This window comes from Amycolatopsis sp. Poz14, assembly GCF_006704225.1.
In the GTDB taxonomy this organism is placed as follows: Bacteria; Actinomycetota; Actinomycetes; order Mycobacteriales; family Pseudonocardiaceae; genus Amycolatopsis; species Amycolatopsis nivea.
The window spans coordinates 2,027,199-2,052,319 of record NZ_JACLHD010000001.1 but is presented as its reverse complement, the minus strand read 5'-3'; the positions used below and the strand labels follow the sequence as shown (position 1 = coordinate 2,052,319).

Sequence of the window (25,121 nt, the reverse complement as noted above, 5' to 3'; positions counted from 1 at the left end):
GCTGGTTCTACTGAGAGCCAGCACTCACGAGAGCGCTCAGCGCGGGCAGCAGGTCCCGGTCCGCGGGGAGCCAGTCCAGTTCGTTCAGTTCGTCGTGTCCGACCCAGCGCAGTGCGGTGTGTTCGACCGCGCGCGGCTCGTCGCCCGGGGACAGCAGCGCGGCGGAGTACACGCGCAGGACTTTTCCGCCTGGCAGCGGGATTTCCGGGCCGACCCGGTCGCCGACGGTGACCACCACGTCCAATTCCTCGTGGCATTCCCTGGCCAGCGCGAAGGCCTCGGTCTCGCCCTCCTCGACGCGTCCGCCCGGCAGTTCCCACTGGCCGGCGTGATGCGGCGGCCAAGCCCGTTGCTGGGCAAGAAGCTTGCCGTCGCGCACCAGTGCCGCCCCGACGATGACCGCGTCCATGCGCTCAGTCTCCCCCACCGGATTCACCGGTCCGCGCCCGCCCGCCAGGTGACCTCGAACCGCGCGCCGCCGTCCGGCGATTCGCCGACCCGTACGTTGCCGCCGCGACGGCGCACAGTTTCGGCAACCATCGCCAGGCCCAAGCCGGTTCCGCCGGACGAGCGCGCCCGGTCGTCCGACACCCGGTAGAACCGGTCGAACACCTTGCTCCGGTGCTCGGGCGCGATGCCGGGGCCGTCGTCGTCCACCACGACCCGCACCTTCGAGCGCGAGGCCAGCACGGACACCACGATCTGCCCGGACGCGTACCGGCAGGCGTTGCGCAGCAGGTTGTCCAGCACCAGCTCGACCTCCTGGTGCGCCGCCGACGCCCAGGCCTGCGCCACCGCGCTGCTCACCCGCGTGTCGGGCGCCCCGGAGGGCAACCGCCGCACCGCCGCGCGAACCTCGGACACCACCTCGACCGGTTCCGCGGGCGGCACTTCACCAGCGTCGGAACGAGCGAGTGCGAGCAGGCCGTCGAGCAGGCCGGACAGCCGTTCCGACTCCTCGAGGATGTCCGAGAGCGTCTCCTGCGACAGTTCCGGATCGGGGTTCGTCACCGCCACCTCGGCCTGCACCCGGATCGACGCGACCGGTGACCGCAGCTCGTGCGCCGCGTCGCCGGTGAACCGGCGCAGCCGCTGGCTGACCTCCTCCTGGCGTTCGAGCAGCGCGTTGAATTCCTCGGCCAGCGCGCGCATTTCGTCGTGCGACGTCGGCAGCGGCAGCCGCGAACCCGGCGGCAGCGCGCGCACCAGACCGCGCATCCGCGCCACCGGCCGCAGCGCGAGCCGCACGACCAGCCAGGTCGCCAGTGCGGCCACCAGCGCACCGACCAGCGCGACCACGACCAGCCACAACCCGCCGTAATGCACCGCGGCGGCGAACCCGACCAACCCGGCCCCGGCGACGACCAGCCGCTGGCTGCCGTTCGGCGCGCTGACCACCTGACCGCGCCAGCGCGATCCGTCCGACTGCACCGGCAACCCCGCCTTGAGCTGCGAGACCTCCTGGCCGGTCAGCTTCGGCCGCGCCTGGCCGTCCACCGGATTCCCGGCGATGTCCAGCACCCGCACCGTCACCGGGTCCGCCGCGGCGAGCGGCGTCCCGGCGGAAACCGCACTGGTCGCCGGAACGAGCGCGGCCGACAGCTCCTCGTCGACCGAATCCGTGAGCAGCGGGTCGAGCTTGTTCGCCGCCAGCGCGGCGAGGCCCAGCAGGCAGCCGAGGGTGATCGCCGCGGCGAGCACGGTGATCCGGACCTGCAGCGACCGGCGGCCCCACCACGACGACGGCGAGCCGGTCACCTGACCTCGTCAAGCTGGTCGTCGGAGGCGAGATAGCCGTGCCCGCGCACCGTCCGCAGGATCGAACCCGCGCCGACCGCGTCGAGCTTGCGCCGCACGTAACCCACATACACCTCAACGAGATTCCGCGTGACGGCCTGCTCCTCGCCCCACACCGCGCGCAGCAGCTCGTCCTTCGTCACGACCGTCCCCGCGCGCCCGACGAGCACCTCCAGCAAGCCGAATTCGCGCGGGCTCAACGGCACGTCCTGCCCGTTCCAGTGCACCTGCCGCAGCGCCCGGTCGACCTCCAGCGCACCGAGTTTCAGCGCGCCGCGCGACGCGTCCGGCCCGGCACGACGCAGCACCGCCCGCACCTGCGCGACCAGCACGACGAACGAGAACGGCTTCACGAGGTAACCGTCCGCGCCGAGGTCGAGGCCGTCGGCCTGGTCGATCTCGCCGTCTTTCGCGGACACGAGCAGCACCGGCGTGGTCACGTTCTCCGCGCGCAGCCGTTCCAGCACGCGGTAGCCGGACAAGCCGGGCAGCATGATGTCCAGCAGCACGACGTCGAACGAACCGGTGCGCGCGAGCTGCAGCCCGGTCGGCCCGTCCGCGGCGGTGACCACGTCCATGTCCTCCGCGCGCAGGCCGCGCTGCAGCGCCTTGCGCACACCAGGTTCGTCGTCGACCACCAGCACCCGAGGTTTCACGATCCTCATCATGGCCGGTCTGCGCAGTTGACGCGCGTACTCTCAGTGCCATCTCAGCTGAACGGGCCGAACATTCAGGGGTATCTCAGCCTCGGCAGGGGAACGTCTGCACCGGGAGCCGGGCCCGCCAAAGCCCGGGAACACAGGGAGAGACGAGATGGATCCGAAGAAGAAGGCCATCACCGCGGCCGTCGTCGGCACCGCGCTCGGCGTGGGCGGACTGGTCGTGGTGGCGATGCCTGCCTCGGCGGGGGACGCGCCGAAGCTGCCTCAGGTCAGCGCGGAGGAACTGGTCCAGTCGGTGGTCGCCGCGAAGCCCGCGCCGTTCGACGGCACGGTGACGGTGAGCAACGACCTCGGCCTGCCGAAAATGGCGACCGGCGCGGTCCCGGGGGCGAGCGCGCTCGGCATCGACTCGGCGCAGGTGTTCAGCGACGGCGCGGGCAAGACGAAGGTGTCGCTGACCAAGGGGCAGACGCAGGAGACGATCGTCCACAACGGCAACACCGTGTGGGACTACGACTCCAAGACCAACAGCGCGACCAAGACCACCATCCCGGCGGACGTCGCGACCAAGCACCAGCCGGTCGAGGGCCAGTCCCCCGACCCGGCCACCGCGGCCAAGCAGCTGCTGGCCAAGGTGCGCGAGAGCAGCAACGTCGCGGTCGACGGCACGGCCACGGTCGCCGACCGGCCGGCGTACGAGCTGGTCCTCACGCCGAAGCCGACCGAACGCACGCTGCTGCGCGAGATCCGCGTCGCGGTCGACTCGCAGACCCGGATGCCGCTGCGGCTTTCGGTGCTGAGCAACGGAACCACCGCCCCGGCGCTGGAGCTGGCGTTCAGCAAGATCGAGTTCGCCGGCCAGTCGGCCGACCTGTTCGCCTTCACCCCGCCCAAGGGCGCGAAGGTGACCGAGAAGCAGGCCAAGATCGACGAGCGCGACAAGGCGCTGGCGAACGAGGCCAAGCAGGACACCAAGCTCGTCGGCGACGGCTGGGACACCGTCGTCACCGGCAAGGTGCCCGCGGACCTGATGCAGGCGAAGCAGCAGGCGCAGGGCCAGGAAAAGGGTCCTGACGTGCAGAAGATGCTGAGCCGGTTCGCCAAGCGGGTCAACGGCCCGTGGGGCAGCGGCTACCTCTTCACCACGAAGGTGGGCGGCGCGGTCCTGACCGACGACGGCCGGTTCGCCGCCGGCGCGGTCCCGGAGCAGGTCCTCTACGAAGCGCTGGGCGCCAAGTGACCAGCACCGCGGTCGAAACCGGGGCGGGCGTCTCCGAGGAGGCGCCCGCCCCGGCGGTCCCGCTGGCCGCGCGCACCCGAGGGGTGCGCAAGGTCTACCGCGGCACAGTCGCGGTGGACCACGTGGACCTGGACGTTCCCGAGGGCGCCGTGCTCGGCATGCTCGGGCCCAACGGTTCGGGCAAGACGACCACGATCCGGATGCTGCTCGGGCTCGTCCGCCCGACCGCGGGCGAGGTCGAACTGCTCGGCCGGAAGATGCCGGAGGAATCCGCACACGCGCTGCCGGACGTCGGCGCGCTGGTCGAGGGGCCGGGCTTCCACCCGTTCCTGTCCGGACGCGACAACCTGCTGCGGTTCGCCGCGGCCGAACCGCGGCTGGCGTCGTCCGCGATCCCCGGCGCGGTCGACGCCGCGCTGGACCGGGTCGGGCTCTCCGCCGCCGCGCGCCGCCGCTACAAGGGCTATTCGCTCGGCATGAAACAGCGTCTCGGGTTGGCGAGCGCGTTGCTGGTGCCGCGCCGGATGGTCGTGCTCGACGAACCCACCAACGGGCTGGATCCGGCGGGTACCAGGGAGATCCGCCGTATCATCGCCGATCTGCACGCCGACGGCGTGACCGTGGTGGTGTCCTCGCATCTGCTGGCCGAGGTCGAAGCGACCTGTACGCACGTGGCGGTGCTGCAGTCCGGCACGGTGGTCGCCCAGGGCGAACTGGCCGATCTGCTGGAATCCGGGAACGCCGCGCTGCTGGTGCGCACCCCGGACGCCGAGCACGCGGTGGAAACGTTGCGGGAGAACCGGATCGGGGCCCGGCTGACCCCGGACGGCGTCCGCGTCGACCTCACCGCGACGCCCGCGCCGCGAGTGCTGCAGGTGCTCGTGCAAGCGGGGGTCGAGGTGCACGAGGCGACCCGGGCGCGGACCGGGCTGGAAGACCTGTTCGCGCGGCTGACCGAAGGGGAATCGGCGGCTGGCGACGAATCCGAGGGGGACGCATGACTACCGCTGCGGTCGCCGTTCCGGTGAGCCGGACCGGGCACGACACGGTGCCGTTGTTCCGGCTGTTCGCCGCGGAACTGCGCTGGATCTTCCGCAGGCCGCGCACGCTCGCCGTGCTGGGGCTGCTGGCGCTGGTGCCGATCGTGGTCGGGATCGGCCTCACGCTGGTCGGCGAGAGCTCCGGGAGCGACGCGCCGGACGACAGCGGCGGCGCGCTGCTGGCGTCCGCGGTGAACAACGCGTTCGTGCTGCCGATCGCCGCGATGGTCCTGACGCTCACCCTGCTGCTGCCGCTCGCCTCCGCGATGGCCGGTGCGGACGCGATCGCCGGCGAGGCCGCGCACGGCACGCTGCGCGGCTGGCTCATCGCGCCGGTGAGCCGGGGACGGCTGCTGGCGGTCAAGGCGTTCGGCGTGGCGACGGTGTCCGTGGTCGCGGTGCTCTCGATGTGCGTGACCGGCGTGATCACCGGGTTGATCATCAACGGCACGGATTCACTGTTCACGCTGTCGGGCACCACGTTGTCGCTCGGCGAAGCGCTGCTGCGGATCCTGCTCGTCGGCGGCTGGATCGTGCTGCAGCTGTGGGCGGTCGGCGCGGTCGCGCTGGCGGTGTCGAGCTGGACCGAGCACCCGATGCTCGTGGTCGCCTCGGTGCTGGCCATGAACATCGTCTTCACCATCCTCGGCTTCCTCAGCTCGTTGAAGTGGCTGCACCCGTTCCTGCTCACCAAGGACTGGACGATCGCCCCGGCGGCGGTGCTCCAGGACCCGATGATGCTGACGACGTTCGGCGAGGGCGCGGTCCGCGCGGCCTGCTACATCGTGGTCGGCCTGTCGCTGGCCTACGGACGCCTCGTCACCCGAGACGGCTGACCTGGGGGTTCAGCCCACCACGGCGATCCCGTCCGGATCCGGTTCGAGCCGGACGGGATCGCCCGCCCGGAAGTCCGCCCCGGCCGGCGCGATCGCGTCCACAGTGGACTCTCCGCACCGGACGACCAGCCGCAGATGCTCGCGTCGGTGCACCGCGGCGGTCACTTCGCCGGGCACCCCTTCGGCGGACACTTTCAAGCCGTGCGGGCGCAGTCCGAGCCTCACCGGACCGTCGTCCACCCCGGAGAGTTCGACGGCGCCCAGCGCGGTCCGCACCACGCCGTCGGCCGCTTCGCCGTCCAGAAACGTCGTGACGCCGAGAAAGCGCGCCACGTCGTCGTCCACCGGCTTGTTCCACACCGACCGGACCGCGCCCTCCTGCCGGATTTCCCCGGCGTCGAGCACCGCCACGCGATCGGCGAGCGTGAACGCTTCCTCCTGATCGTGCGTCACCAGCAGCGCGGTGATCTTGCTGCGCCGCAACAGATCCGCCAGGTCGATCGCCAGCTGCTCGCGGAGTCCGGCGTCCAATCCGGATAGTGGCTCGTCCAGCAGCAGCAAGCGCGGTTCCGGAGCCAACGCACGAGCCAACGCGACCCGCTGCGCCTGCCCGCCGGACAACTCGGTCACCCGTCGCCGTTCGTAACCTTCCAAGCCGACGAGCTTGAGCAGTTCCTCGACGCGTACCGCGTGCCGTTCACGGGGCACGCCGTGCATCCGCAGGCCGAACGCGATGTTCGCGGCGACGTCGCGGTGCGGAAACAGCTGTCCGTCCTGGAACACCAGACCGAATTCGCGCTTGTGCACCGGCACCGCGGCGAGATCGGTACCGTCCCACGAAACCGAACCGGACGACACCGGCTCCAACCCGGTGATCGCGCGCAGCAGCGTCGACTTGCCCGAACCGGACGGTCCGAGCAACGCGAGCACCTCGCCGTCGGCGATGTCCAGCCGCGCGTCGCGGACCGCGGCGAACGATCCATAGTGGACAGTCAGGTCCCGTACCGTTAACGCCATCAGAACTCCCCGACTGTGCTGCGGCCGCGGACCGAGCCGAACCGGTCGATCAACGCCACCGCCACCACAGTCACCACCATGAGCAGGGCGCACGAGGCGTACGCCATCTGGTTGTTCAGCTCCCCCGGCCTGCTGATCAGCGTCGCGACGGCCACCGGGAGCGTCGGCGCGTCCGGCCGGGCGAGGAAGCTGGTCGCGCCGAACTCGCCGAGCGCGACGACGTACCCGAAGCCCGCCGCGGCCACCACCGACCGCGCGACCAGCGGAAAGTCGATCTCCCGCCACACCCGCGCCGGACTCGCGCCGAGCGTCGCGGCGGCTTGGCGCAACCGGACGTCGACCGCGCGCAGCACCGGCAGGATCATCCGCACCACCAGCGGCATGATCACCAGCGCTTGCGCGAACGGCACGAGCAGCGGCGACGTGCGGAGGTCGCCGGGCAGCGCGTCGAGCGTCACGAGATAGCCGAAGCCGACAGTCACCGCGGACACGCCCAACGGGAGCATCAACGCGACGTCCATGGTCTCGCCCATCCCGCGCGCGAGCCCGCCGGGCGAACGCCGAAGCGCCACCAGCACGACGCTGGCGACCAGCCCGACGGCCATCGCCAACAGCGTCGCGTCGGTGGCCGCGGCGAGCGAATTCTGCGCCGCGATCCAGCCGGAGACCTGCAAGGCGTCGTTCTGCCCGACGGTGTTCAGCGCCCGGTATCCGGCGAGGCTCCATCCGTCTGAGCCGGACACCGACTCGACGAGCAGCGAGACGATCGGCGTCAGCAGCAGGCCGAGCACCACCACAGCGGCACCGACCGTCCACCACTCCCCGCCGCGCGGCCGACGTGCGGTGACCTGCGCGGATCGCAGCTTCACCGCGTTCTCCCGCTTCCGGCGCGCCATCGCCCCGAGCACCAGCGCGGCGACCACGGCGGCGAACTGGATCAGTGACAACGCTGCCGCGCCGGAGAGGTCGAGCAGATCGACCGTCCGGAGGTAGATCTCGGTCTCCAGCGTCCGGTAACTCCCGCCGCCGAGGATCAGCACCACGCCGAAACTGGTGGCGCAGAACAGAAACACCACCGCAGCGGCGGACGCGACGGCCGGGCCGAGCGCGGGCAGCGTCACCGACCGGAATGCCCGCCACGGCGAGGCTCCGAGCGCCCGCGCGGCTTCGGTCGCTCGCGGATCGAGGTGCGCCCACAGCCCGGCGACCGTGCGCGCGACGACGGCGACGTTGAAGAAGGCGTTGGCCAGGATAAGCGGCAGCACGCCGCCGTCCGGCCAGATCGCCCGGAAAGCCAAGCCGACGACGACCGTCGGCAGCACGAACGGGACCAGCACGATCGTCCGCGCGAGCCCGACCCCGGGCAGCCGCACCCGCGCCAGCAGGTACGCCACCGGCAGTCCGGCGAGCACCGCGACCACGGTCGACGCGGCCGCGCTGGCCAGCGTGAACCCGGCGAGCCGCCACGTCTGCGGGTCGCCGAGCACGGTGTCGACGCCGCCCGCGGAAAACCCCCGGCCGACGATCGCCACGACCGGCCAGGCGAAGAACACCACCAGGAACGCGACCGGCAGCAGACCGAGCAGCGTGAGCCCGACAGTGCGCGCGGGGATCACGCGCCCATGAGCGAGCGCCATTCCCCGATCCACTTCTCCCGGCCAGCCTGCACCTTGTCCGCGGGCATCGTGGCCGGTGCCTGCGGCAGCGGAGCCGCGGTGGCCCAGCCCGCCGGCAGTTCGACGCCCTGGCGCGCCGGGTAGACGTACATGTTCGCCGCGACCGTCGTCTGGAACTGCTGCGACAAGAGGAAGTCGACGACCTTCTGCGCCTGCGGGATCTGCTTGCCGTTGGTGAGCACGCCCGCGTACTCGACCTGGCGGAAGCAGGTGTCGAGCAGCGCCTTGGTGCGCGGCTTGCCGTCCTCGCCGAGCTCGGCGGCGGGCGACGAGGCGTAGGACACGACGATCGGCCGCGGGCCCTTGCCCGACGAGCCGGAGAAGTCCTTGGTGTAGGCCTCCTCCCAGCCGCTGACGGTCTTGAGGCCGTTGTCCTTCAGCTTCTGCCAGTAGCTCTGCCAGCCGTTCTCGCCGTACTTCGCGACCGTGCCGAGCAGGAAGGCCAGCCCCGGCGACGCGGTGGCCGGGCTCTCCGCGACGGTCAGGTCCTTGTACTTGGGGTCGGCGAGGTCGTCGTAGCTCTTCGGCTCCGGGAGACCCTTGCTCGCGAAGTACGCCGGGTCGATGTTCACGCAGACGTCGCCGAGGTCGACCGCCGCCAGCCGGTGCTGCGGGTCGACGGAGTAGCGCTGCGGGCCGCGGTCGGCCTCCGGGCTGGTGTAGGGCTGGAAGACGCCCTCGCTGAGCGCACGGGAGGCGAAGGTGTTGTCGACGCCGTACGCGACGTCGCCGATCGGGTTGCCCTTGGTGAGCACGAGCTTGTTGGTGAGCGCGCCGGCGTCGCCGGACTTGAGGATCTTGAGCTTGATCCCGGACTGGCGCTGGAAGGCGTCGAGCACGTCCTGCGGGGCGGCGAACGAATCGTGCGTGACCAGCGTGACGGTCGGCGTCTGCTGGTCCTGGCTCGCGGACGACCCGCCCGAGTCGCCGCTGGACAGCGAGCAGGCGCTGGCGAGCATCGAGACCCCGGCGAGGCCTGCCACCGTGCGGACGGTCCGCGACATCATTCTTCCCCTCCTGCACTGCGCCGGATGAGGGAGAGCGATACGGCCTCCCTACGCCGGCATGATCCGGATCCAGGTGCGAACGGTCGCGGGTTGACGGCCCGCCTCTCAGCCCGGCGTACCGGACTCCCGTGGCAATGCCGCAGCGTAGCCGACACCATGGAGTGATGACGCAGCTATTGAACGACTCAGCGGTGGAAGAGGCCCTAGGCACCGTCCCGGAGTGGCAACGCGAGGACGCCGTCATCGTGCGGACGGTCGAACTCCCGTCCTTCCCGGCGGCGATCGAGGTGGTGGACCGGGTGGCCGAACTGGCCGAGGAAGCCGACCACCATCCGGACATCGACATCCGCTGGCGCACCCTGACCTTCCGCCTCAGCACCCACTACCTCGGCGGCCTGACCGAACGCGATTTCGCGCTGGCCCGCCAGATCGACGAGGTACTGGCGGCCCGCTGACCAGGTGTGATGTCGGCAACCCTGGCAACATGAACGGCCCCTTCGCGCGTCTTCCGGACAGACGCGACGGAAGGAGGCCTCATGGTCCAGGCACTCGTAGTGGGAATGGGTTCGTTCGGCCTGATGGTGGCCGCCGCGGGAGGCGTGCTGTGGCACACCGCGCGCAACCGACGTGACCTTGATCACAAGCGGTAACAGTGAGCTAGATCAAGGCGCTATCCCAGCGGAATCATCGGCACTCGCCCCGCTAGGACTCGCCATGAACAGCACATCCGCCCAGCTCACCGCCGCACAGCGCACGTGGGTCGCGGTGTTCTCGACCGCTGTCGTCCTCCTGTCGATGGTGGTGCTCGGCCTGCTCGGCTGAGCCCCGGCCGGTTCACGGCAGCGGGAACATCCGGATGACCCAGAACATGGCGATTCCGATGAGCCCGAGCACGACCGAAGCGCCCCAGACGGCGTAGAGAACGATCCGCACCGGGGCCTCTTTGCCGGATGACCGGGGCGAGTAGGACGTTTCGCCGAAATTGCCCCGGCGCGGGTCAGGCGGTCGAGACGATCCGGAAGCGCTCCCGGTACTCGCTGGGCGTCGTGTTCAGCGTCCGCCGGAAAGACCGGTTCAAGGTCGACACCGTGCCGAACCCGCACGTCCCGGCGATCCGCGACAACGTCTCGTCGGTCGTCTCCAGGCGATGCCGCGCGGCCTCGACCCTGGCGTGCTCGACGTAGGCGGCAGGGGTCATCCCCAGCTCCGCCTTGAACACGCGCGTGATCTGGCGGTCCGTCACATGCGCGTGCGCAGCGAGGTCGGACACCGTCAGCGGATCCGCGAGGTGGGCCGCGATGTACTGCCGCAGCTCGTCGACCCGCCGGGTCGCGGACGCGGGCTCCAGCGACACGCTGAACTGGCTCTGCCCGCCGGGCCGCCGCAGGAACATCACCAGCTGACGAGCCACCCGCGAGGCTGATTCCGGACCGAAATCGTCGGCTACCAGCGCCAGCGCGAGATCGAGGCAGGCGCTCAGCCCGGCGCCCGTCCACACGGACCCGTCGCGGATGAAGATCGGATCCGCGTCGACCGTCACCTCGGGATGCTCCGCGGCCAGCTGCCGGGCCGTCGACCAGTGCGTAGTGGCGCGTTTGCCGTCGAGCAGCCCCGCCGCCGCCAGGATGTGCGCGCCGACGCAGACGGACGCCACCCGGCGCGTCCGCCCAGCCAGCCTGCGCACCTGCTCGACCACGGCCGGGTCGCATTGAGCGACGACCTCGCCTTTGCCGCCCGTCGTCACGGCCCCGGGCACGATCAACGTGTCGATCGCCTTCCTCCCCAGCTCAGCGAACGTCACATCGGGCAAGACGCGCACCCCCGCCGAGGTGGTCACCGGGTCCAGCGTCTCGGCGGCGAGCACCACTTCGTAGCCCGTCGGACGGTCCATTTCCCGCTGCAGCAAGGAAAACACCTCAGCGGGACCGGTCACGTCGAGCAGGTCGATCCGGTCGAACAGGACCACGACCACCAGTCTCTTCATTCGTGCCCCTCATGTCGGTTTCTGCGCTTTGCATGTCATTGCCGACATCCGTAGCCGAGTCTAGCGTCGGTCGTGCGGAACGGAAACGAGAGGAAACCCCACCATGGCAAGGAAAACGCTGCGGGAGCTGAACGGTCTCGACCAGACCCCGGCAACGCTGGCCGACGCGACACTGATCCTGGTCGACTACCAGAACACCTACACCCGCGGCGTGATGGAGCTGGAAGGCTGGCGTCCGGCGCTGACCGCGGCTCGGCAGTTGCTCGCCAAAGCCCGCGCCGCCGGCGCGAAGGTGATCCACGTCGTCCACGACAGCGGCGAGGGCACGCCGTACGACGTCCGAGCCGAGATCGGCAGCATCCACTCGGACGTCGCCCCGGTCGAAGGCGAACCGGTCGTCGTGAAGGGCGCGCCGAACTCCTTCGTGAACACCGACCTGGGCTCACGGGTTGACGAAGCCGGGCACAAGAACGTGGTGATCGCCGGGTTCATGACCAACATGTGCGTCACGTTCACCACCGAAGGCGCGTTCCTGCGCGGCAACCACCCGACCGTCGTCGCCGACGCCTGCGCCACCCGTCCGTTGCCGACTCCTGCTGGGGAAGTCAGCGCGGATCAACTGCACAGCAGCGCTCTGGCAACCATCGGGGATCTTTACGGCGTTGTCGTGCCGAGTGTTGCCGAGCTGAACTGAACCTCGGCCTCGGTCTCGGCGGGTCTTATCCTGCCGAGACCGGTCCGTCAGAAGTCGATGAACCCCGCGACCACCTCCCGCACCACTCCGTCGGATCCCGGAGTGCCGTAGAAGTAGACCGACCCGTAGCCCCAGAGATACTCCTCGATCACATCCTCGAGCTCGCCCTCGGTCGGCCAGCCCTCTTCGTTGACCTGAAAGAGAAACTGATGCCCGTCGGCACGTACGGCGTCGGCGTAGCTCGGCTCGTCTTGAATCAGCACCGGCTCGTCCCCGAACTGGACGAGCGCGATCGAGTCTTCCTCGTCAGGCATCTCGGAGAGCGCCGCCGAGCGAAGCCCGGGCCACCCCAGGTCGGCCCGCTCCCCGCGCGGCGAGGGCGGGTGCACCAGCGCACGCATCGCCATGTCCGGGTACTGGACGTCGCTGTCGCCGATGTCGAATCCGTTGCGCAGCACCACGGAAACCTCGTAGCCCTGCGCCCAGGGAGCTGCCGGGACGGTCAGCAAATAGCGGTGGGTCGCGAGGAGCGGATGCGCCTCGATCGCAACGGGCGGCGCACCACCAAGACGGCCTCCGTCTGCGCGATCCGGCAAGGACGGGGTGAAGAGCACGGGCATAGGCCGATCCTACGAACCAGGACCGACAATTTCGCGCCCGTGCTCAGCCACGAACCAGGTCAGACGTTGAAGCGGAACTCCACGACGTCGCCGTCCGCCATCACGTAATCCTTGCCCTCCATGCGGACCTTGCCCGCCGAACGCGCGGCCGCCATCGAGCCCGCTTCGACGAGGTCCTCGAACGACACGACCTCCGCCTTGATGAAGCCGCGCTCGAAGTCCGTGTGGATGACGCCGGCGGCCTGCGGGGCGGTCGCGCCCTGCGGGATCGTCCAGGCGCGGGATTCCTTCGGACCGGCCGTGAGGTACGTCTGCAGGCCGAGCGTGTGGAAGCCCGCGCGAGCGAGCGCGTTCAGGCCTGGCTCCAGCTGGCCGACGGACTCCAGCAGCTCGCGCACGGACTCCTCGTCGTCCAGCTCCAGCAGCTCGGCCTCGACCTTCGCGTCCAGGAACACCGCGTCCGCCGGGGCGACGAGCTTCGCCAGCTCCTCGCGGCGCGCCTCGTCGGTGAGCACGGCTTCGTCGGCGTTGAAGACGTACAGGAATGGCTTCGTGGTGAGCAGGCTCAGCTCGCGCAGCGCCTCGCCGTCGACGTCCTTCTGCGCCTGGAACAGCGTGCGCCCGGAATCGAGGATTTCCTTGGCCTTCTGGGCGTTTTCGAGCGCCGGCCGCGCTTCCTTCTTGGTGCGCGCTTCCTTCTCCAGCCGCGGCAGCGCCTTCTCGAGCGTCTGCAGGTCGGCGAGGATCAGCTCGGTGTTGATCGTCTCGATGTCGGACATCGGGTCGATCCGGCCGTCGACGTGCACCACGTCCGGGTCGTCGAACACGCGGATGACCTGGCAGATCGCGTTGGCCTCGCGGATGTTCGCGAGGAACTTGTTGCCGAGCCCCGCGCCCTCGGACGCGCCCTTCACGATGCCCGCGATGTCTACAAAGGACACCACGGCGGGCACGATCTTCTCCGACGAGAAGATCCCGGCCAGCTTGTCCAGCCGCGGGTCCGGCAGCGGCACGACGCCGACGTTGGGCTCGATCGTGGCGAACGGGTAGTTCGCGGCGAGCACGTCGTTGCGCGTCAGCGCGTTGAACAGGGTGGACTTGCCGACGTTGGGCAGGCCGACGATACCGAGGGTGAGACTCACGGCCGGTAAGTCTACGTGCTGCGCGCGGACCGTCGCCGACCCGGTAACGTCGTGTCGGTTTTCCGCCAGTCAGGGCTCTCACCTGCTGGCATCATCGACCGCATGGCTACCTCGACCATTCCGATCTGGCGCGACACCGAGCGCTGCTACCGCGCGGTGACCGCCCGCGACCAGCGGTTCGATGGCCAGTTCATCATGGCGGTGCGCACCACGGGCATCTACTGCCGCCCGTCCTGCCCGGCGCTCACGCCGAAGGCGCAAAACGTCCGCTTTTACCCGACTTCGGCCGCCGCACAAGCCGGTGGTTTCCGCGCTTGCCGCCGCTGCCTGCCGGACGCGGTCCCCGGTTCGCCGGACTGGAACGTACGCGCCGACCTGGCCGCCCGCGCGATGCGGCTGATCTCGGACGGCCTGGTCGAGCGCGAAGGCGTGCCCGGCTTGGCCCGTCAACTCGGCTACTCGGAACGCCAGCTCGGACGGGTGCTGACCGCCGAACTGGGCGCGGGCCCGATCCGCCTCGCCCGAGCCCATCGCGCCCACTCGGCGCGCTTGCTGATCGAGATGTCGCAGCTGCCGCTCACCGACGTCGCGTTCGCGGCCGGGTTCTCCAGCATCCGGCAGTTCAACGAAACGATCCGCGAGGTGTTCGCGACGACGCCGTCGCAGCTGCGCGCGGCTTCGCTCCGCCGCGGAAACCGCAACGAACCCAGCGGTGCGACGCGGCTCAGCCTTCGCCTGCCGTTCCGGGCCCCGTTCGACGCCGCGGGCGTGCTGGGCTACCACGCCTCGCGGGCGCTGCCAGGCATCGAAGCCGTCTCCGAGGACGGTTACGGCCGCACCTTGCGCCTCCCGCACGGCCCGGCGTCAGTGTGGGTCAGCCCGCGCGCTGGCTATGTGCAGTGCGACCTAGCGCTCTCGGACCTGCGCGACCTGAGCAGCGCCGTCAGCCGCGTACGACGCCTGCTGGACCTGGACGCCGACCCGGAAGCCGTCTCGCGCGTGCTCTCCGCCGACGAGGCGCTGGCCCCGCTGGTCGCCGCCACGCCAGGCATCCGCGTGCCAGGCGCCGTCGACGGCCCAGAAGTCCTGCTCCGCACCCTGCTCGGCGAGGACGTGGCCGACGTCGTTGCCCTCGGCGAGCCCGTCCCGCCTGCCGACCCGCCCATGGACACCCTGACGACCCTTTTCCCGACCCCGTCCGCCATCGCCGAAGCCGACGTGAAACCGCTGGTCAAGAAGGTCGCCGCGGCAATCGCCGCCGGTGAACTGGACCTGCACGTAGGCCGGGACGCCGACGGACTCCGCGCCGAAATGCTCGCGACCGGCGTCGATCCCGCCACCGCCGACTACGTCGTGATGCGCCTGCTCGGCGCCCCCGACGTCCTGTTGACCGCCGACCCAGCCGTCCGCCGCGGCGCGGCCGAGCTGGGCATCGACCTGGCGACGTCCGCACGCGGCTGGCAGCCGTGGAGCTCGTACGCCAGCCGGTATCTCAGTTCCGTGACCGTTTAAGGAGACTTTCCTCGTGCCCACCGCCTTCTGGTCCACTTTGGACACCCGCATCGGCCCGTTCACCGCAGTAGTGACCGGCGACGGCGCCGTACTGGCCTCCGGCTGGACCGCCGACGTCGCCGAGCTGACGCCCCTCATCTCGCCGTCCCTGACTCCGACGACCCTGACCGAACGCCGCGACCTTGGCCCGGTGACGACCGCAATCCGCAGCTACCACGGCGGCGACCTCGACGCCGTCGCCGACATCGAAGTACGCCAACGCTCCGGCCCGTTCCGCGAGCACGCGTGGGAGATGCTGCGCAAGGTCCCAGCAGGCAGCCCAGTGAGCTACGCGGAGTACGCCGCCCTATCCGGCAACCCCTCCGCGGTCCGCGCCGCAGCAACCGCGTGCGCCCGCAACGCGGCGGCCCTGTTCGTGCCTTGCCACCGCGTCGTGCGGACCGGCGGAGCGATCGGCAACTTCCGCTGGGGAGTGTCCGCTAAGCGGTGGCTGTTGCACCACGAAGAGGCCGCCTGACGGCCCGCGCGGGTTGGCTCGGTCGGGTCGAGTTCGCTGAGCCGCGTTCGCTGGTCGGCTGAACCCAGTTCGCCGGGCCGAGTTCGGTGGCCAGCTGAGCCGGGTTGGCTGGGTCGGCCGCTCGGCTGGGTTCGCTGCTCAGCCGGACTGGATTGGCGCGGTTGGATCGAATTCTCCGGTCAATTTGGCCGGGTGTGCGCCGGGCCAGGCCCGCTGGTCGGCCGGGCCCGGTTCGCCCGGCCGGGTTCGCCGGTCGACCGGGCCGCGCTCGCTCGCCGGCCGGGCTGGATCGGCTCGGTCGGATCGAGTTCGCCGGTCAACTGGGCCGGGTGCGCGCCGGACCAGGCCCGCTGGTCGGCCGGGCCAGGTTCGCCCGGCCGGGTTCGCCGGGCCAGGCCGCTCGGCCGGGTTAGCCGACGCGGCGAGCGTGGTCAAGGCACCGAGCCTGCTCTCGTCAAGCCATCTGCAACTCCACTCTCGACCCGGCGCGGGACTTCCGCACCCGCAGCCGCGTGGGGATGCGCTGGCGGAGTTCCTCGACGTGCGACACCAGGCCCACCACGCGGCCGCCGGCGCGGAGTTCGTCGAGGATGTTCATCACCACGTCCAGCGTTTCGGCGTCCAGGGTGCCGAAACCCTCGTCCACGAAGAGGGTGTCGAGCAGCGCACCGCCGGTTTCGCCTGCCACCACATCGGCCAGCCCCAGCGCGAGCGACAACGACGCGAGGAACGACTCGCCGCCCGACAGGGTTTTCGCTGGGCGCACGGCGCCGGAGTAGTCGTCCAGCACGTCGAGGCCGAGGCCGCCCCTCGTGCCGCGCGCGCCGGCCGCGTCGGAGTGCACGAACGAGTAGCGGCCCTGGCTCATGGTCCGCAACCGCGCGGTCGCCGCGAGCGCGACCTCTTCCAGCCGAGCCGCCAGGACATACGAGCGCAGCGACATCTTCCGCGCGTTCTGGCCTCGTCCGTTGACCACTTCGGACAGTGCCCGGAGTTCGGCGTATTCCTCGTCCAACGGCTCCAGCTCCGACAGCGCCTTGCTCAACCTTCCGGCCAGCTTCACCAGTTCGCGATGCTGCGCCGAAACCGCTTGCTGCGCGGCAAAAGCGGTATCCGCCCGAGCCCGCGTCTCCTTCGCCCGCTCCGCCAGCGGCGCAACTTCCACCGCGTCGTCCGGCGAGATCCCGAACAGTTCCGGCTGCGCGAGCATCTCCCGCGCACCGGCAGCAGTCGCCTCCGCCTCGGCGAGACCCTGTTCGAGCTTCGTGATCTGCTCGTCGGTCCGGACGGCGGCGCGCATTTCCTCCAGGGTCGAGAACCCCTTGGCATGCAACGAGATCTCCACCAGATCCCGTTGCTCCGCGAGCCGGGCCTCCGCTCCCGACACCGCGGTGTGCGCCTCCGCCGCCAAGTCGAGCGCGCCGGCGAACGTGAGCAGGTGCTGCCGCCGGGCGGGAACGTCCGGGAACTCTCCCCGGCCCGCGACCAGCCGCTGCTCGCGTTCGGCCATCCGTTCGTCCAACGCCCGGATCTCGCCGTTCGCCTCGGTGACCGTCTGCTCGGCGAGACGCCGCTGTTCGGCCAGTTGCTCGGCACCGCGCTCGAGTTCAGCGACCTTCGCGTTCAACCGATCCTTGCGCTGCGCCTTTCCGGAGAGTTCCGCGACGACCGTCCTGGCTTCGGTCAGCGCGGTCGCGATCTCCTCCGCAGTGCGTCCGTCCAGCCGTTCGCGCAGGAAGACGACTCGTGCCTTGGCCTCTTCCAACGCGGACACCACTCGCTGGCGCAACGCCGACGCCTTCTGCTCGGCTTCTTCCGCGGCACGTTCTTCGGCCGCGTCCACCAATGGCGCGTCGTGGTTCGCCGGCGCCGGATGGTCGGCCGACCCGCACACCGGACACGCCGTTCCCTCAGCCAAGCCGGCAGCCAGCTCTGCCGCCATGCCGTCGAGACGCCGTTCGCGGAGATCCAGCCGACGTTGCCGAGCCGCCTGATGCTCGTCGACCACTTCGCGCAGTTTCGCTTCGCCGCGCTCGACTCTGGCTTCAGCTGGCGGTAACTCCTCTGCCGCGCGAGTGAGTACCGTCAGCTCTTCGACGCGGGATTTCGCGCCATCCAGCTTCGCCGCCGCTTCCCCGGCTACCGTCGCTTCAGTACGCGCAGCAGCAATCCGACCGGGTAACTCGGCCAACCGCTCCGCAAGCCCTGCAACTTGCTCGGCGGCTTTCTCCGCGGCTTTCTGTCGCTCCGCACGACGTTGCTCGTCGCTCTTCTGCTGGTTGGCTTCCGCAGCCAACTCAGCGAGAGCACCCGCCTCCTCGCGAACCGAGCCCGCGCGCTCGCGCAGGTCCGTGACGGCGAGCCCGACCGCATCGAAACCGAGGTCGGCGAGATCTCGGATCCGATCGGCCACGAGCACCTGTGCATCACCGAGCTCGGCCGTGCGCCGGTCCATCAGCTCGGCCTCCGGAACCACCGCGGCAGCGCGCCGAGCCGCCGCGATTTCTTCCGTCCACTCACCACGTTCGGTCGCCTGCTCGGCGATCTGCGTCAGCCGGGTGTGCGCGGTGCGCACCCGGCGGATCTTTTCCGCGTCCTCTTCGGCCTCGCGCAGCGCGACCTCAGCGGACTTCGCTGCCGAACGTGCTTGTGCTGCCTCGGTTTCCGCCGCCTCGGCCCGGGCAGCGATCTCGGTCAGCACCGCCTCGACCCACTCCGGCTGCTTTTCCTCCGGCGGTTCCTGCTGCGCTTCCTGGGCGTAGCGGGCGAGCAGCTCACGGACCTCCTGCTGCCGCTTTTCCAGCGCACGGCCGCGTTCCGCGCGAAGGTCCGCGAACCAGCGTTCGACGTCGGAGAACCGCTCGGTGCCGAAAAGCCGCTCCAGCAGCTTCTCGCGCTCCGTGGTGTCACTGCGGAGGAACTTCGCGAATTCTCCTTGCGGCAGCAGCACAACCTGGAAGAACTGCGCTGCGGTCATGCCCAGCAGCCGCTCGACGGTGCGCGCCACCTCATCGATGCGGATGCTGCCGTCCGGCGGCAGCCCGGCGGGCGGTTCGCCGACCCAGGTCAGCGAAACCCGGGCCTGCTGCGTGGTGAATCCGTCGCCGCGTTTCTTCGGCCGCTGATACTCCGGGCTGCGCACGATCCGCAACCGCTGACCCTGCACGGTCAGCTCCAGCACGACCTCGGTTTGCCGATCCGGTTCGGCGAGATCGCACCGCAACCGCTTGACGTCGCCGCGCGCGCCCGGCACCACGCCGAACAACGCGAACGCGATCGCGTCGAGCAGCGTGGTTTTGCCCGCTCCGGTGTCGCCGTGGAGAAGGAAGAGACCGTCGGCGCCAAGGGCGTCGAAGTCCACCACCTCCCGCCCCGAATAGGGGCCGAAGGCTTCCACCTCCAGCAGATGCAGTCTCACAGCTTCTCCACCGCCGCCCGGTTCGCTGCTTCGAGCGCCAGGTGCACGAGCCGCTCCTCGCGTTCGGTCGGCGGAGCACCCCGGCAATCGTCGAGGAAGCTGCGCGCGATCTCGATGTCGCTGCGCCCGCGCACCGCCTCGGCGTACTTCAGTTCGGTGCCGGCGACCCCGCCGTCGGGCCGCCAATCCATGTGCACCGCATAGGGAAAACGGTCCTGCAGCAACCGCATCGCATCGATCGGGCGCACTCGGTCGGTGACCATGATCGAGAGGAAATGCTCGCGCCATTGCTCGTGTTCCGGGTCCTCGAGCAACGCGGCGAGCTCGCCGGAGAGCGTCGCGAGCGGGCGCGGCACTGGCAGCTCATGCCTGCGGACCTCGGCCAGGCCGGTGGCGTCGAGATCCACGAACCACACCGATTTCCGTTGCCGCGCTTCGGAAAACGAGTACGCCAGCGGACTTCCGGAGTATCGGAGATGTTCCGCGAGCGTCTGCGGCCCGTGCAGGTGCCCTAGCGCGACGTAGTCCACGCCGTCGAACACCGAGCCGGGAACCTGCTCGACTCCGCCCACCGCGATGGTGCGTTCCGATTCACTGGCCTCGCCGCCGGTGACGAAAGCGTGTGCCAGCACTACGGATCGTGTTTCCGGACGACTGGCCAGGTCGTCCCGCACACGCCGCATCGCCTCGCCGAGCACGCCGGTGTGGCCGCGCGCCTCCGGCACGCCCAGCGCGTGCCGCGACGGCTCGGGTTCGAGATACGGGATGCCGTAGAACGCGACCGCGCCGTGTTCGTCATGCAGAACAACGGGTTCCGCGATGCCTTCGACGGTCGCGCGGACGTGCAGCCCGCCCGCCGCCGCGAATTCGGCGAACGCGCCCAGCCGCGCGGCCGAATCGTGGTTGCCAGGCGTGACCACGAGTTCCGCGCCTGCCCGGCGGATGCGGGTCATCGCGGCCGTGGCGACGCGGACAGCTTCGGCGGACGGCACCGCTCGGTCGTAGATGTCACCGGCCACCACCACGACGTCGACCGACTCGCGGTCGACGAGTTCGGCGATGTGCGTGAGGGCGGCCTCCTGTTCGGTAAGCAGATCGGCACCGTGGAACGTGCGGCCGACGTGCCAATCAGAGGTATGGAGGACTCTCACGGCGACCACGTTAGGAGCAGACCCCGACGAAATCGGGGAGGCACGCCGGTACCCCACTCGAACGTGTGTACGAAGCCGATCAGGTCCGCCGCGGACACGCCCAGCCTCGAATCTGGAAAGTCGCAGGTCAGCTACGCAGCGCGACCGCGGGTGCCGGTTTTTGTCGGTGGGGTCCGCCATGATGTCTCGCGTCCGGACACCCGCCGGACCCGACGGAGAGGAGGACCGGGTGGAGACGGTGATCACCACCGCGGCCGTCGTGCTCGCGCTGCTCCTGTGCGTCGCGGTAGTCGCGCTGTGGCGGCTGTACAACGACGGAATGCGCCGCGCCGACGCGGCCGCGCGGCTAGTGGCGGCGGAGCGTGCGAAAGGCGACCAGCAGCAGCTCGCGCTGCGCCGGTACGAGGTGGCGTTCGCGTCGATCCACGGCCGCGGCGAACTCGGCGAACAGGTGCTCGTGGAAACCGCGCGCGCACTCGGACTGCGGGAGGGACTGCACTTCACCCTGCAGACCGATTTGGGCGGCGGTGGAAGCGCGAAGCCCGACCTGGTGCTGAATGTCGGCGGCGGCCGGGCGGTACCGGTCGACGCGAAAGCGAGCATGGCCCTCTGGGCGGAGGCAGTCGAGACCGACGACCCGGAAGAACGACTCGACGCGCTGCGCGTCCACGTCCGGCAGCTGCGCTCCCGCGCGGCGGAGCTGGCGGGCAAGGGCTACCAGCGCTGGGCGGACGCGATTTACGGCACCATCATGTTCGTCCCATCCGACGCGGCCGTCGTCGCCGCGCTCGACACCGATCCCGAACTGCTGCGCTGGCTGATCGACCGCCGCGTCTTCCTGTGCGGCCCCACGGGATTCGGGGTGCTCGCGTCGGCAGCGCTGTTCGCCGCCAGCGACCGGGCGCTCGTCGAGGACGTCGAGCAAGTGCGCGCGGGCGCCGCCGCCGCACACCGAGCCGCGGGCAATGCGGTGGAGGCGCTGAATCTGTCCTCCACGCATCTGCAGCGCTTCGTCTCGGCCCGCCGCCGGGAACTCGAGGCACTGGAGTCGTTCCGCGCGACCGTCGCGCCGCTCACCGACGCGTCGGGCAGTCCGTCGCCGGTGCCGCAGCTTCGGAAGGGAGACGAGGTGGCAGCTGGTTGAGGTCACGGCGCGATGGCCGCGGGCTCGACATTCGCGATCGGATGATCGACGGTGTGCCCCTACGGGGCGGGCTCCGCAACGGGGCTTCCTGACGTCAGATGACGGCCGTGGGCTGATGCTCTCGCATGTGGAGCGTGGTTGACGTTGGGCAGGGCGAGGTTGCGGTTGTCTGGTCTGGCGGGACGATCTGCGCGGGCTTAGCGGGCGCGATCGTGGCGACACGGTTCGGCGGCATGCGTCCGGGACACGAATCCGGTGGCACGTCCCGACGAGCCGAGCCCCTGCAGCGCGATCTGGCGGCATGGCCGCTGGCGGCGCGATCTGGCCGAGCCAGCCACGGCAGTGCGCTTTGGCGGCGTGGGTCAGATGGCGCGATCCGGCAGAGCGGGCCTCGGCGGCGCGATTTGCCTCCACGTCGTCCGGAGGGAGTGAGCCCGGTCGAGGGAGCAGCTGCGCGGCCTGGCGTGGTGCGGCTCGCCCCCTGGCGCTCTTCGCGGAGGAGCGTGGTCTCGCTCGGGCGGTGGCGCGGCAGGCGTCCGAGGAGTGCCCAGCGACGTCCCGGTGAGCGGTAGGCGGAGGTCACGCGTCGGTGGCCAGCACGGTGACGCGGCCCAAGCGGTCATCGTCCGCAGCGCCGACGGTCGGCGGCTTGCGGCTGAGTGCGGCGAGCGGGCACCAAGGTCCGGATTGCCCGGAACGAACGGCGAAGTCCAGGTTGGACACTGCCGCCGAGGCGAGCGAAAGGGCATGGTTCCGACGTCGCGCGGGCAGGATCCGAACGCTCAGGCGGCTCACGGGAACGTCAATTCCCGGTCAAGTTCCAGAACGGCGAATGTTCCGGAACAGGACCGGTGGCGCCGCCGTCGCGGTCGTCGGCTGGTGGCATAGCCTGGGGTCAGCGCAGGGCCGGGAAACGGGCAGCCGGACCATACCGTCGGTATCACCGCTGGTCAGAGGTCTGGTCCACTGGTTCCTCGTTCGGCGGAGCGGTGCGGGAAGGCCGTACCGCGGGTACCGCTCGACCGTACGAAATGTCATGCGGTCGAGTGGCTGCTTCGTGCTGTCCTCGGCAGTGCCAACAAGATCGTGACAAGTACGGGCTACGGTGTGCCTCGTGACCGCGATACGCGATCGCCAGAGCGATCCCGATGCCGATGACGCCCCCGTGCCGTGGGACGAGCGTCTCGTCGTCGGCACGAGGCGCGGCCTGCCCTGGTGGGCGGCTGTGCTCGTGGGCTTCGGCTTGGCAGTGCTCGGCGCCATCATCGACGAGAAGTCCACCGGCAGCCTCGGTTTTGTTTTCAAGGCGGGCTACTTCCTCGGGGCCGTGATCGCGGTCGGCGCGGTGCAAAGACGCGGACTGTTCGGTCCGATGGTGCAGCCGCCGCTGGTGCTCGCCGTCACCGTGCCGGGTGTGGTGCTGCTGACCGGCGGGGGTCCGGAAGCCAGCGACACCCTGTCGAAGCTGCTCAACATCGGGACGCCGCTGATCAAGGGCTTCCCGACGATGGCGGTCACCACCGGTGTCACGCTGCTGTTCGGCTTCTTCCGCATCTACCGCGAACGCGACCCGGACGCACCGGTCAAGATCAAGGACGGCAAGGTCCCGCGCACTCGGGACGAGGACGACGACAAAGCCGCCAGCCGTCCGCGCTCGCGGCCGCCTGCCGGTCGCGCTGGGCAGTCCGGTCAGACGCCGCCTCCGGGCAACCGTCGCCGTCCGCCGCGGGATCTCGACGCTCCCCCGCCGCGACGGCCGCGTCCGCCTGGCGAGCCGGGTGCCCGACCGCGTCGTGAGCCGATGGACCCGAACGCTCCGCGCGGTAGTCGCAAGCCGCCGCCGGAAGGGCGTCGGCCCCGGCCGCCGGAGGGCGATCCGCGCCGTCGCGATCCGCGGGGTGACGCACCGCCGCCGCGTCGTCGGCCGCGCGGGGACGAGCCGCCGCCCGGGCGTCCGCGTCCGCCTCGCAGGGAACCGCCGCGCCGTCAACGTCCTTGGGAAGACGAGGGCTGACCGGGCGCGCAGGCCACGCTGGAATCGGGCGAACCGACGAAGGCTGACCGAGCATGCAAGTCACGCCGAAACTGGGCGACCCTACGAAAGCTGGCTGAGCACGAAAGTCACGCCGGGCTGGACCACCCAACGAGAGCCGACTGGGCACGCAAGTCACGCCGGAGCCGGGCCACCCAGCGAGGACTGACTGGGCGCGCAGGGCAGGTCGAAACCAGACCATTCGACAAACCTGACCGAGCACGCAAGTCAGGCCGGAGCTGGACCACCCGACGACGGCCGACCGGGCGCGCAAGCCACGCAGGAACCGGACCATCCGCCGAAGGCTGGGCGCCCAACTCACGTCGCAAGCTGGCAGCACAAGGCAAACGAGAAAGGCCGCCGATCCCCACACCGGGATCGGCGGCCTTTTCGTTGCGACTAAAGGAATTCTCTCGCCCCGGGCCGCGACTCAGCACGAACTACTGCACGGCTCAGCGGCCAAATCGACCGAAGCGGCTCTCACGACTTCGCGGCGAAAGCTTCAGCGGCGCGCCATACGCTCCGACTGCCGCGGCACCGAACGAAAACCTCAGGACTCCAACTTAACAGCCTTCCGAAGCTCCTTAGGCAACGCAAAAGCGATCTTCTCGTTCGCCGTAGTCACCTCGTCCACCTGTCCGTACCCGCGCTCGGCCAGCCACTTCAGCAGGTCCATCACCAGCACATCCGGCACCGAGGCCCCGGACGTGACCCCGACCGTCGAGACGCCCTCGAGCCACGCCTCGTCGACCTCCGAAGCGAAGTCGATCAAGTGCGAGGCCGACGCGCCAGCCTTCAAAGCGACCTCGACCAGCCGCTTCGAGTTGGAGGAGTTCTTCGAGCCCACGACCAGCACCAGGTCGCATTCCGGGGCCATTGCCTTGACCGCGACCTGGCGGTTGGTCGTGGCGTAACAGATGTCGTCGCTGGGCGGGTCGGCCAAGGTCGGGAAGCGGTCGCGGAGCTGGTCGACGCGTTCCATCGTCTCGTCCACCGACAGGGTGGTCTGCGACAGCCAGATCACCTTCGACGGGTCGCGCACGTCGACCTTGTCGACGTCCTCGGGCTTGTCGACCAACTGCACCTTGTCCGGTGCCTCGCCAGCCGTGCCTTCGACCTCCTCGTGGCCCTCGTGGCCGATGAGAAGAATGTCGTAGTCGTCCTTGGCGAAGCGGTTGACCTCTTTGTGCACCTTGGTGACCAGCGGGCAGGTCGCGTCGATGGTGCGCAGGTTCCGTTCCTCGGCCTCGGCGTGCACCGCGGGCGAGACGCCGTGTGCGGAGAACACCACGAGCGCGCCCTCGGGCACCTCGGACGTCTCGTCGACGAAAATCACGCCGCGTTCGCGCAGAGTTTCGACGACATGCCGGTTGTGCACGATTTCCTTGCGCACGTACACCGGCGGCCCGTACAGCTCGAGCGCCTTCTCGACGGCGACGACCGCGCGGTCAACGCCGGCGCAGTACCCGCGCGGCTTCGCGAGCAGCACGCGTTTGGCGGCGCCGGACCGGGAGATCGTCGGGGTACCGGCGGGTTCGGTTCCGGGACTCGCAGAAGTCATGCCTCCAGGGTACGGGCAGTGCCGATCCGGGGTTGAAGTCCTCGTTCGGATGATGGCGGCGGCCATTCAGG

General features: G+C 70.1%; 22 protein-coding genes and 1 riboswitch. Of the genes, 9 read left to right on the top strand and 13 right to left on the bottom strand.

The window, feature by feature from the left end; all coding sequences use genetic code 11:
* Positions 1 to 7: 7 nt before the first annotated feature.
* Genes FKO37_RS10110 through FKO37_RS10100 form a run of 3 tightly spaced genes read right to left on the bottom strand, consistent with a single transcriptional unit; the run spans position 8 to position 2,465 of the window.
* Positions 8 to 409 carry a (deoxy)nucleoside triphosphate pyrophosphohydrolase gene (locus FKO37_RS10110; protein ID WP_037816638.1) on the bottom strand — a complete coding sequence of 134 codons (402 nt, stop codon included), beginning with the start codon at positions 407 to 409 and terminating at the stop codon, positions 8 to 10.
* Between the two features lie 23 nt (positions 410 to 432).
* Positions 433 to 1,758 (bottom strand): HAMP domain-containing sensor histidine kinase, encoded by a 1,326-nt coding sequence (locus FKO37_RS10105; protein ID WP_037816639.1) that lies wholly within the window; start codon positions 1,756 to 1,758, stop codon positions 433 to 435.
* Positions 1,755 to 2,465 carry a response regulator transcription factor gene (locus FKO37_RS10100; protein WP_037816645.1) on the bottom strand — a complete coding sequence of 237 codons (711 nt, stop codon included), beginning with the start codon at positions 2,463 to 2,465 and terminating at the stop codon, positions 1,755 to 1,757. The genes FKO37_RS10105 and FKO37_RS10100 overlap by 4 nt, the downstream gene beginning before the upstream one ends.
* A gap of 145 nt (positions 2,466 to 2,610) precedes the next feature.
* Between FKO37_RS10100 and FKO37_RS10095 the strand changes: the two genes are divergently transcribed.
* From FKO37_RS10095 to FKO37_RS10085, 3 genes are read left to right on the top strand one after another with little or no spacing between them, the layout of a single operon-like run.
* Positions 2,611 to 3,699 (top strand): outer membrane lipoprotein carrier protein LolA, encoded by a 1,089-nt coding sequence (locus FKO37_RS10095; RefSeq protein WP_238604321.1) that lies wholly within the window; start codon positions 2,611 to 2,613, stop codon positions 3,697 to 3,699.
* Positions 3,696 to 4,700, top strand: a complete 1,005-nt coding sequence (locus tag FKO37_RS10090) for an ABC transporter ATP-binding protein (RefSeq protein WP_134667007.1) — start codon at positions 3,696 to 3,698, stop codon at positions 4,698 to 4,700. Before FKO37_RS10095 ends, FKO37_RS10090 begins: the two co-directional genes overlap by 4 nt.
* Entirely contained in the window at positions 4,697 to 5,575 is an 879-nt protein-coding gene (locus FKO37_RS10085; RefSeq protein ID WP_134667009.1) for an ABC transporter permease, read from the top strand. The genes FKO37_RS10090 and FKO37_RS10085 overlap by 4 nt, the downstream gene beginning before the upstream one ends.
* A gap of 9 nt (positions 5,576 to 5,584) precedes the next feature.
* Here the strand turns inward: FKO37_RS10085 and FKO37_RS10080 are convergent, their stop codons facing one another.
* The 3 genes from FKO37_RS10080 to FKO37_RS10070 are packed head-to-tail and all read right to left on the bottom strand — an operon-like array spanning position 5,585 to position 9,272.
* Positions 5,585 to 6,592 (bottom strand): ABC transporter ATP-binding protein, encoded by a 1,008-nt coding sequence (locus FKO37_RS10080; protein WP_238604320.1) that lies wholly within the window; start codon positions 6,590 to 6,592, stop codon positions 5,585 to 5,587.
* Complete coding sequence (locus tag FKO37_RS10075) at positions 6,592 to 8,229, bottom strand: iron ABC transporter permease (protein WP_238604319.1); 1,638 nt, start codon at positions 8,227 to 8,229, stop codon at positions 6,592 to 6,594. Before FKO37_RS10075 ends, FKO37_RS10080 begins: the two co-directional genes overlap by 1 nt.
* Positions 8,205 to 9,272 carry a thiamine ABC transporter substrate binding subunit gene (locus FKO37_RS10070; protein WP_238608247.1) on the bottom strand — a complete coding sequence of 356 codons (1,068 nt, stop codon included), beginning with the start codon at positions 9,270 to 9,272 and terminating at the stop codon, positions 8,205 to 8,207. The genes FKO37_RS10075 and FKO37_RS10070 overlap by 25 nt, the downstream gene beginning before the upstream one ends.
* A gap of 31 nt (positions 9,273 to 9,303) precedes the next feature.
* A riboswitch (TPP riboswitch) is annotated at positions 9,304 to 9,415 on the bottom strand.
* A 24-nt stretch (positions 9,416 to 9,439) separates the two neighbouring features.
* On the opposite strand from FKO37_RS10070, the gene FKO37_RS10065 reads away from it, so the two are divergent.
* Positions 9,440 to 9,730, top strand: coding sequence for a 4a-hydroxytetrahydrobiopterin dehydratase (locus FKO37_RS10065; RefSeq protein WP_037816653.1), 291 nt, complete (start codon positions 9,440 to 9,442; stop codon positions 9,728 to 9,730).
* Positions 9,731 to 10,272: 542 nt separating this feature from the next.
* Here the strand turns inward: FKO37_RS10065 and FKO37_RS10060 are convergent.
* Complete coding sequence (locus FKO37_RS10060) at positions 10,273 to 11,259, bottom strand: GlxA family transcriptional regulator (protein ID WP_205673403.1); 987 nt, start codon at positions 11,257 to 11,259, stop codon at positions 10,273 to 10,275.
* 103 nt (positions 11,260 to 11,362) lie between these two features.
* On the opposite strand from FKO37_RS10060, the gene FKO37_RS10055 reads away from it, so the two are divergent.
* Entirely contained in the window at positions 11,363 to 11,953 is a 591-nt protein-coding gene (locus tag FKO37_RS10055) for a cysteine hydrolase family protein (protein WP_238604318.1), read from the top strand.
* Positions 11,954 to 12,000: 47 nt separating this feature from the next.
* Here the strand turns inward: FKO37_RS10055 and FKO37_RS10050 are convergent, their stop codons facing one another.
* Both FKO37_RS10050 and ychF read right to left on the bottom strand, forming a co-directional pair.
* A complete protein-coding gene (locus FKO37_RS10050) occupies positions 12,001 to 12,573 on the bottom strand; it encodes a hypothetical protein (RefSeq protein WP_238604317.1) in 573 nt (190 codons plus the stop codon).
* A 59-nt stretch (positions 12,574 to 12,632) separates the two neighbouring features.
* Complete coding sequence (gene ychF / locus FKO37_RS10045) at positions 12,633 to 13,715, bottom strand: redox-regulated ATPase YchF (RefSeq protein ID WP_134733440.1); 1,083 nt, start codon at positions 13,713 to 13,715, stop codon at positions 12,633 to 12,635.
* Between the two features lie 102 nt (positions 13,716 to 13,817).
* Here ychF and FKO37_RS10040 point away from each other — a divergent pair, with 102 nt between their 5' ends.
* Positions 13,818 to 15,227, top strand: a complete 1,410-nt coding sequence (locus FKO37_RS10040) for a DNA-3-methyladenine glycosylase 2 family protein (protein ID WP_240014175.1) — start codon at positions 13,818 to 13,820, stop codon at positions 15,225 to 15,227.
* A gap of 13 nt (positions 15,228 to 15,240) precedes the next feature.
* Positions 15,241 to 15,744 (top strand): methylated-DNA--[protein]-cysteine S-methyltransferase, encoded by a 504-nt coding sequence (locus FKO37_RS10035; protein ID WP_238604316.1) that lies wholly within the window; start codon positions 15,241 to 15,243, stop codon positions 15,742 to 15,744.
* 454 nt (positions 15,745 to 16,198) lie between these two features.
* Here FKO37_RS10035 and FKO37_RS10030 read toward each other — a convergent pair whose 3' ends face one another.
* Both FKO37_RS10030 and FKO37_RS10025 read right to left on the bottom strand, forming a co-directional pair.
* Positions 16,199 to 19,162, bottom strand: coding sequence for an AAA family ATPase (locus FKO37_RS10030; protein WP_238604315.1), 2,964 nt, complete (start codon positions 19,160 to 19,162; stop codon positions 16,199 to 16,201).
* Positions 19,159 to 20,313, bottom strand: a complete 1,155-nt coding sequence (locus FKO37_RS10025; RefSeq protein ID WP_238604314.1) for an exonuclease SbcCD subunit D — start codon at positions 20,311 to 20,313, stop codon at positions 19,159 to 19,161. Before FKO37_RS10025 ends, FKO37_RS10030 begins: the two co-directional genes overlap by 4 nt.
* Before the next feature lie 229 nt (positions 20,314 to 20,542).
* Between FKO37_RS10025 and rmuC the strand changes: the two genes are divergently transcribed.
* Positions 20,543 to 21,457: a DNA recombination protein RmuC gene (gene rmuC, locus FKO37_RS10020; RefSeq protein WP_238604313.1), complete on the top strand. Its 915-nt coding sequence runs from the start codon at positions 20,543 to 20,545 to the stop codon at positions 21,455 to 21,457.
* A 579-nt stretch (positions 21,458 to 22,036) separates the two neighbouring features.
* Here the strand turns inward: rmuC and FKO37_RS10015 are convergent.
* The gene (locus FKO37_RS10015; RefSeq protein ID WP_238604312.1) at positions 22,037 to 22,180 is read right to left on the bottom strand and encodes a hypothetical protein; all 144 of its coding nucleotides are present in this window, start codon (positions 22,178 to 22,180) and stop codon (positions 22,037 to 22,039) included.
* A gap of 391 nt (positions 22,181 to 22,571) precedes the next feature.
* On the opposite strand from FKO37_RS10015, the gene FKO37_RS10010 reads away from it, so the two are divergent.
* Positions 22,572 to 23,471, top strand: a complete 900-nt coding sequence (locus FKO37_RS10010) for a DUF6542 domain-containing protein (protein ID WP_238604311.1) — start codon at positions 22,572 to 22,574, stop codon at positions 23,469 to 23,471.
* Positions 23,472 to 24,039: 568 nt separating this feature from the next.
* Here the strand turns inward: FKO37_RS10010 and FKO37_RS10005 are convergent.
* Positions 24,040 to 25,050, bottom strand: coding sequence for a 4-hydroxy-3-methylbut-2-enyl diphosphate reductase (locus FKO37_RS10005; RefSeq protein ID WP_238604310.1), 1,011 nt, complete (start codon positions 25,048 to 25,050; stop codon positions 24,040 to 24,042).
* Positions 25,051 to 25,121 lie beyond the last annotated feature (71 nt).

Bases quoted from the DNA above. Each gene is read 5' to 3' on its own strand.
- FKO37_RS10070 (WP_238608247.1), bottom strand. From the start codon at position 9,272: ATGTCGCGGACCGTCCGCACGGTGGCAGGCCTCGCCGGGGTCTCGATG.
- FKO37_RS10050 (WP_238604317.1), bottom strand. From the start codon at position 12,573: ATGCCCGTGCTCTTCACCCCGTCCTTGCCGGATCGCGCAGACGGAGGC.
- FKO37_RS10100 (WP_037816645.1), bottom strand. From the start codon at position 2,465: ATGATGAGGATCGTGAAACCTCGGGTGCTGGTGGTCGACGACGAACCT.
- FKO37_RS10080 (WP_238604320.1), bottom strand. From the start codon at position 6,592: ATGGCGTTAACGGTACGGGACCTGACTGTCCACTATGGATCGTTCGCC.
- FKO37_RS10065 (WP_037816653.1), top strand. From the start codon at position 9,440: ATGACGCAGCTATTGAACGACTCAGCGGTGGAAGAGGCCCTAGGCACC.
- FKO37_RS10110 (WP_037816638.1), bottom strand. From the start codon at position 409: ATGGACGCGGTCATCGTCGGGGCGGCACTGGTGCGCGACGGCAAGCTT.
- FKO37_RS10005 (WP_238604310.1), bottom strand. From the start codon at position 25,050: ATGACTTCTGCGAGTCCCGGAACCGAACCCGCCGGTACCCCGACGATC.
- FKO37_RS10075 (WP_238604319.1), bottom strand. From the start codon at position 8,229: ATGGCGCTCGCTCATGGGCGCGTGATCCCCGCGCGCACTGTCGGGCTC.
- FKO37_RS10040 (WP_240014175.1), top strand. From the start codon at position 13,818: ATGGCTACCTCGACCATTCCGATCTGGCGCGACACCGAGCGCTGCTAC.
- FKO37_RS10055 (WP_238604318.1), top strand. From the start codon at position 11,363: ATGGCAAGGAAAACGCTGCGGGAGCTGAACGGTCTCGACCAGACCCCG.
- FKO37_RS10060 (WP_205673403.1), bottom strand. From the start codon at position 11,259: ATGAAGAGACTGGTGGTCGTGGTCCTGTTCGACCGGATCGACCTGCTC.
- FKO37_RS10085 (WP_134667009.1), top strand. From the start codon at position 4,697: ATGACTACCGCTGCGGTCGCCGTTCCGGTGAGCCGGACCGGGCACGAC.
- FKO37_RS10095 (WP_238604321.1), top strand. From the start codon at position 2,611: ATGGATCCGAAGAAGAAGGCCATCACCGCGGCCGTCGTCGGCACCGCG.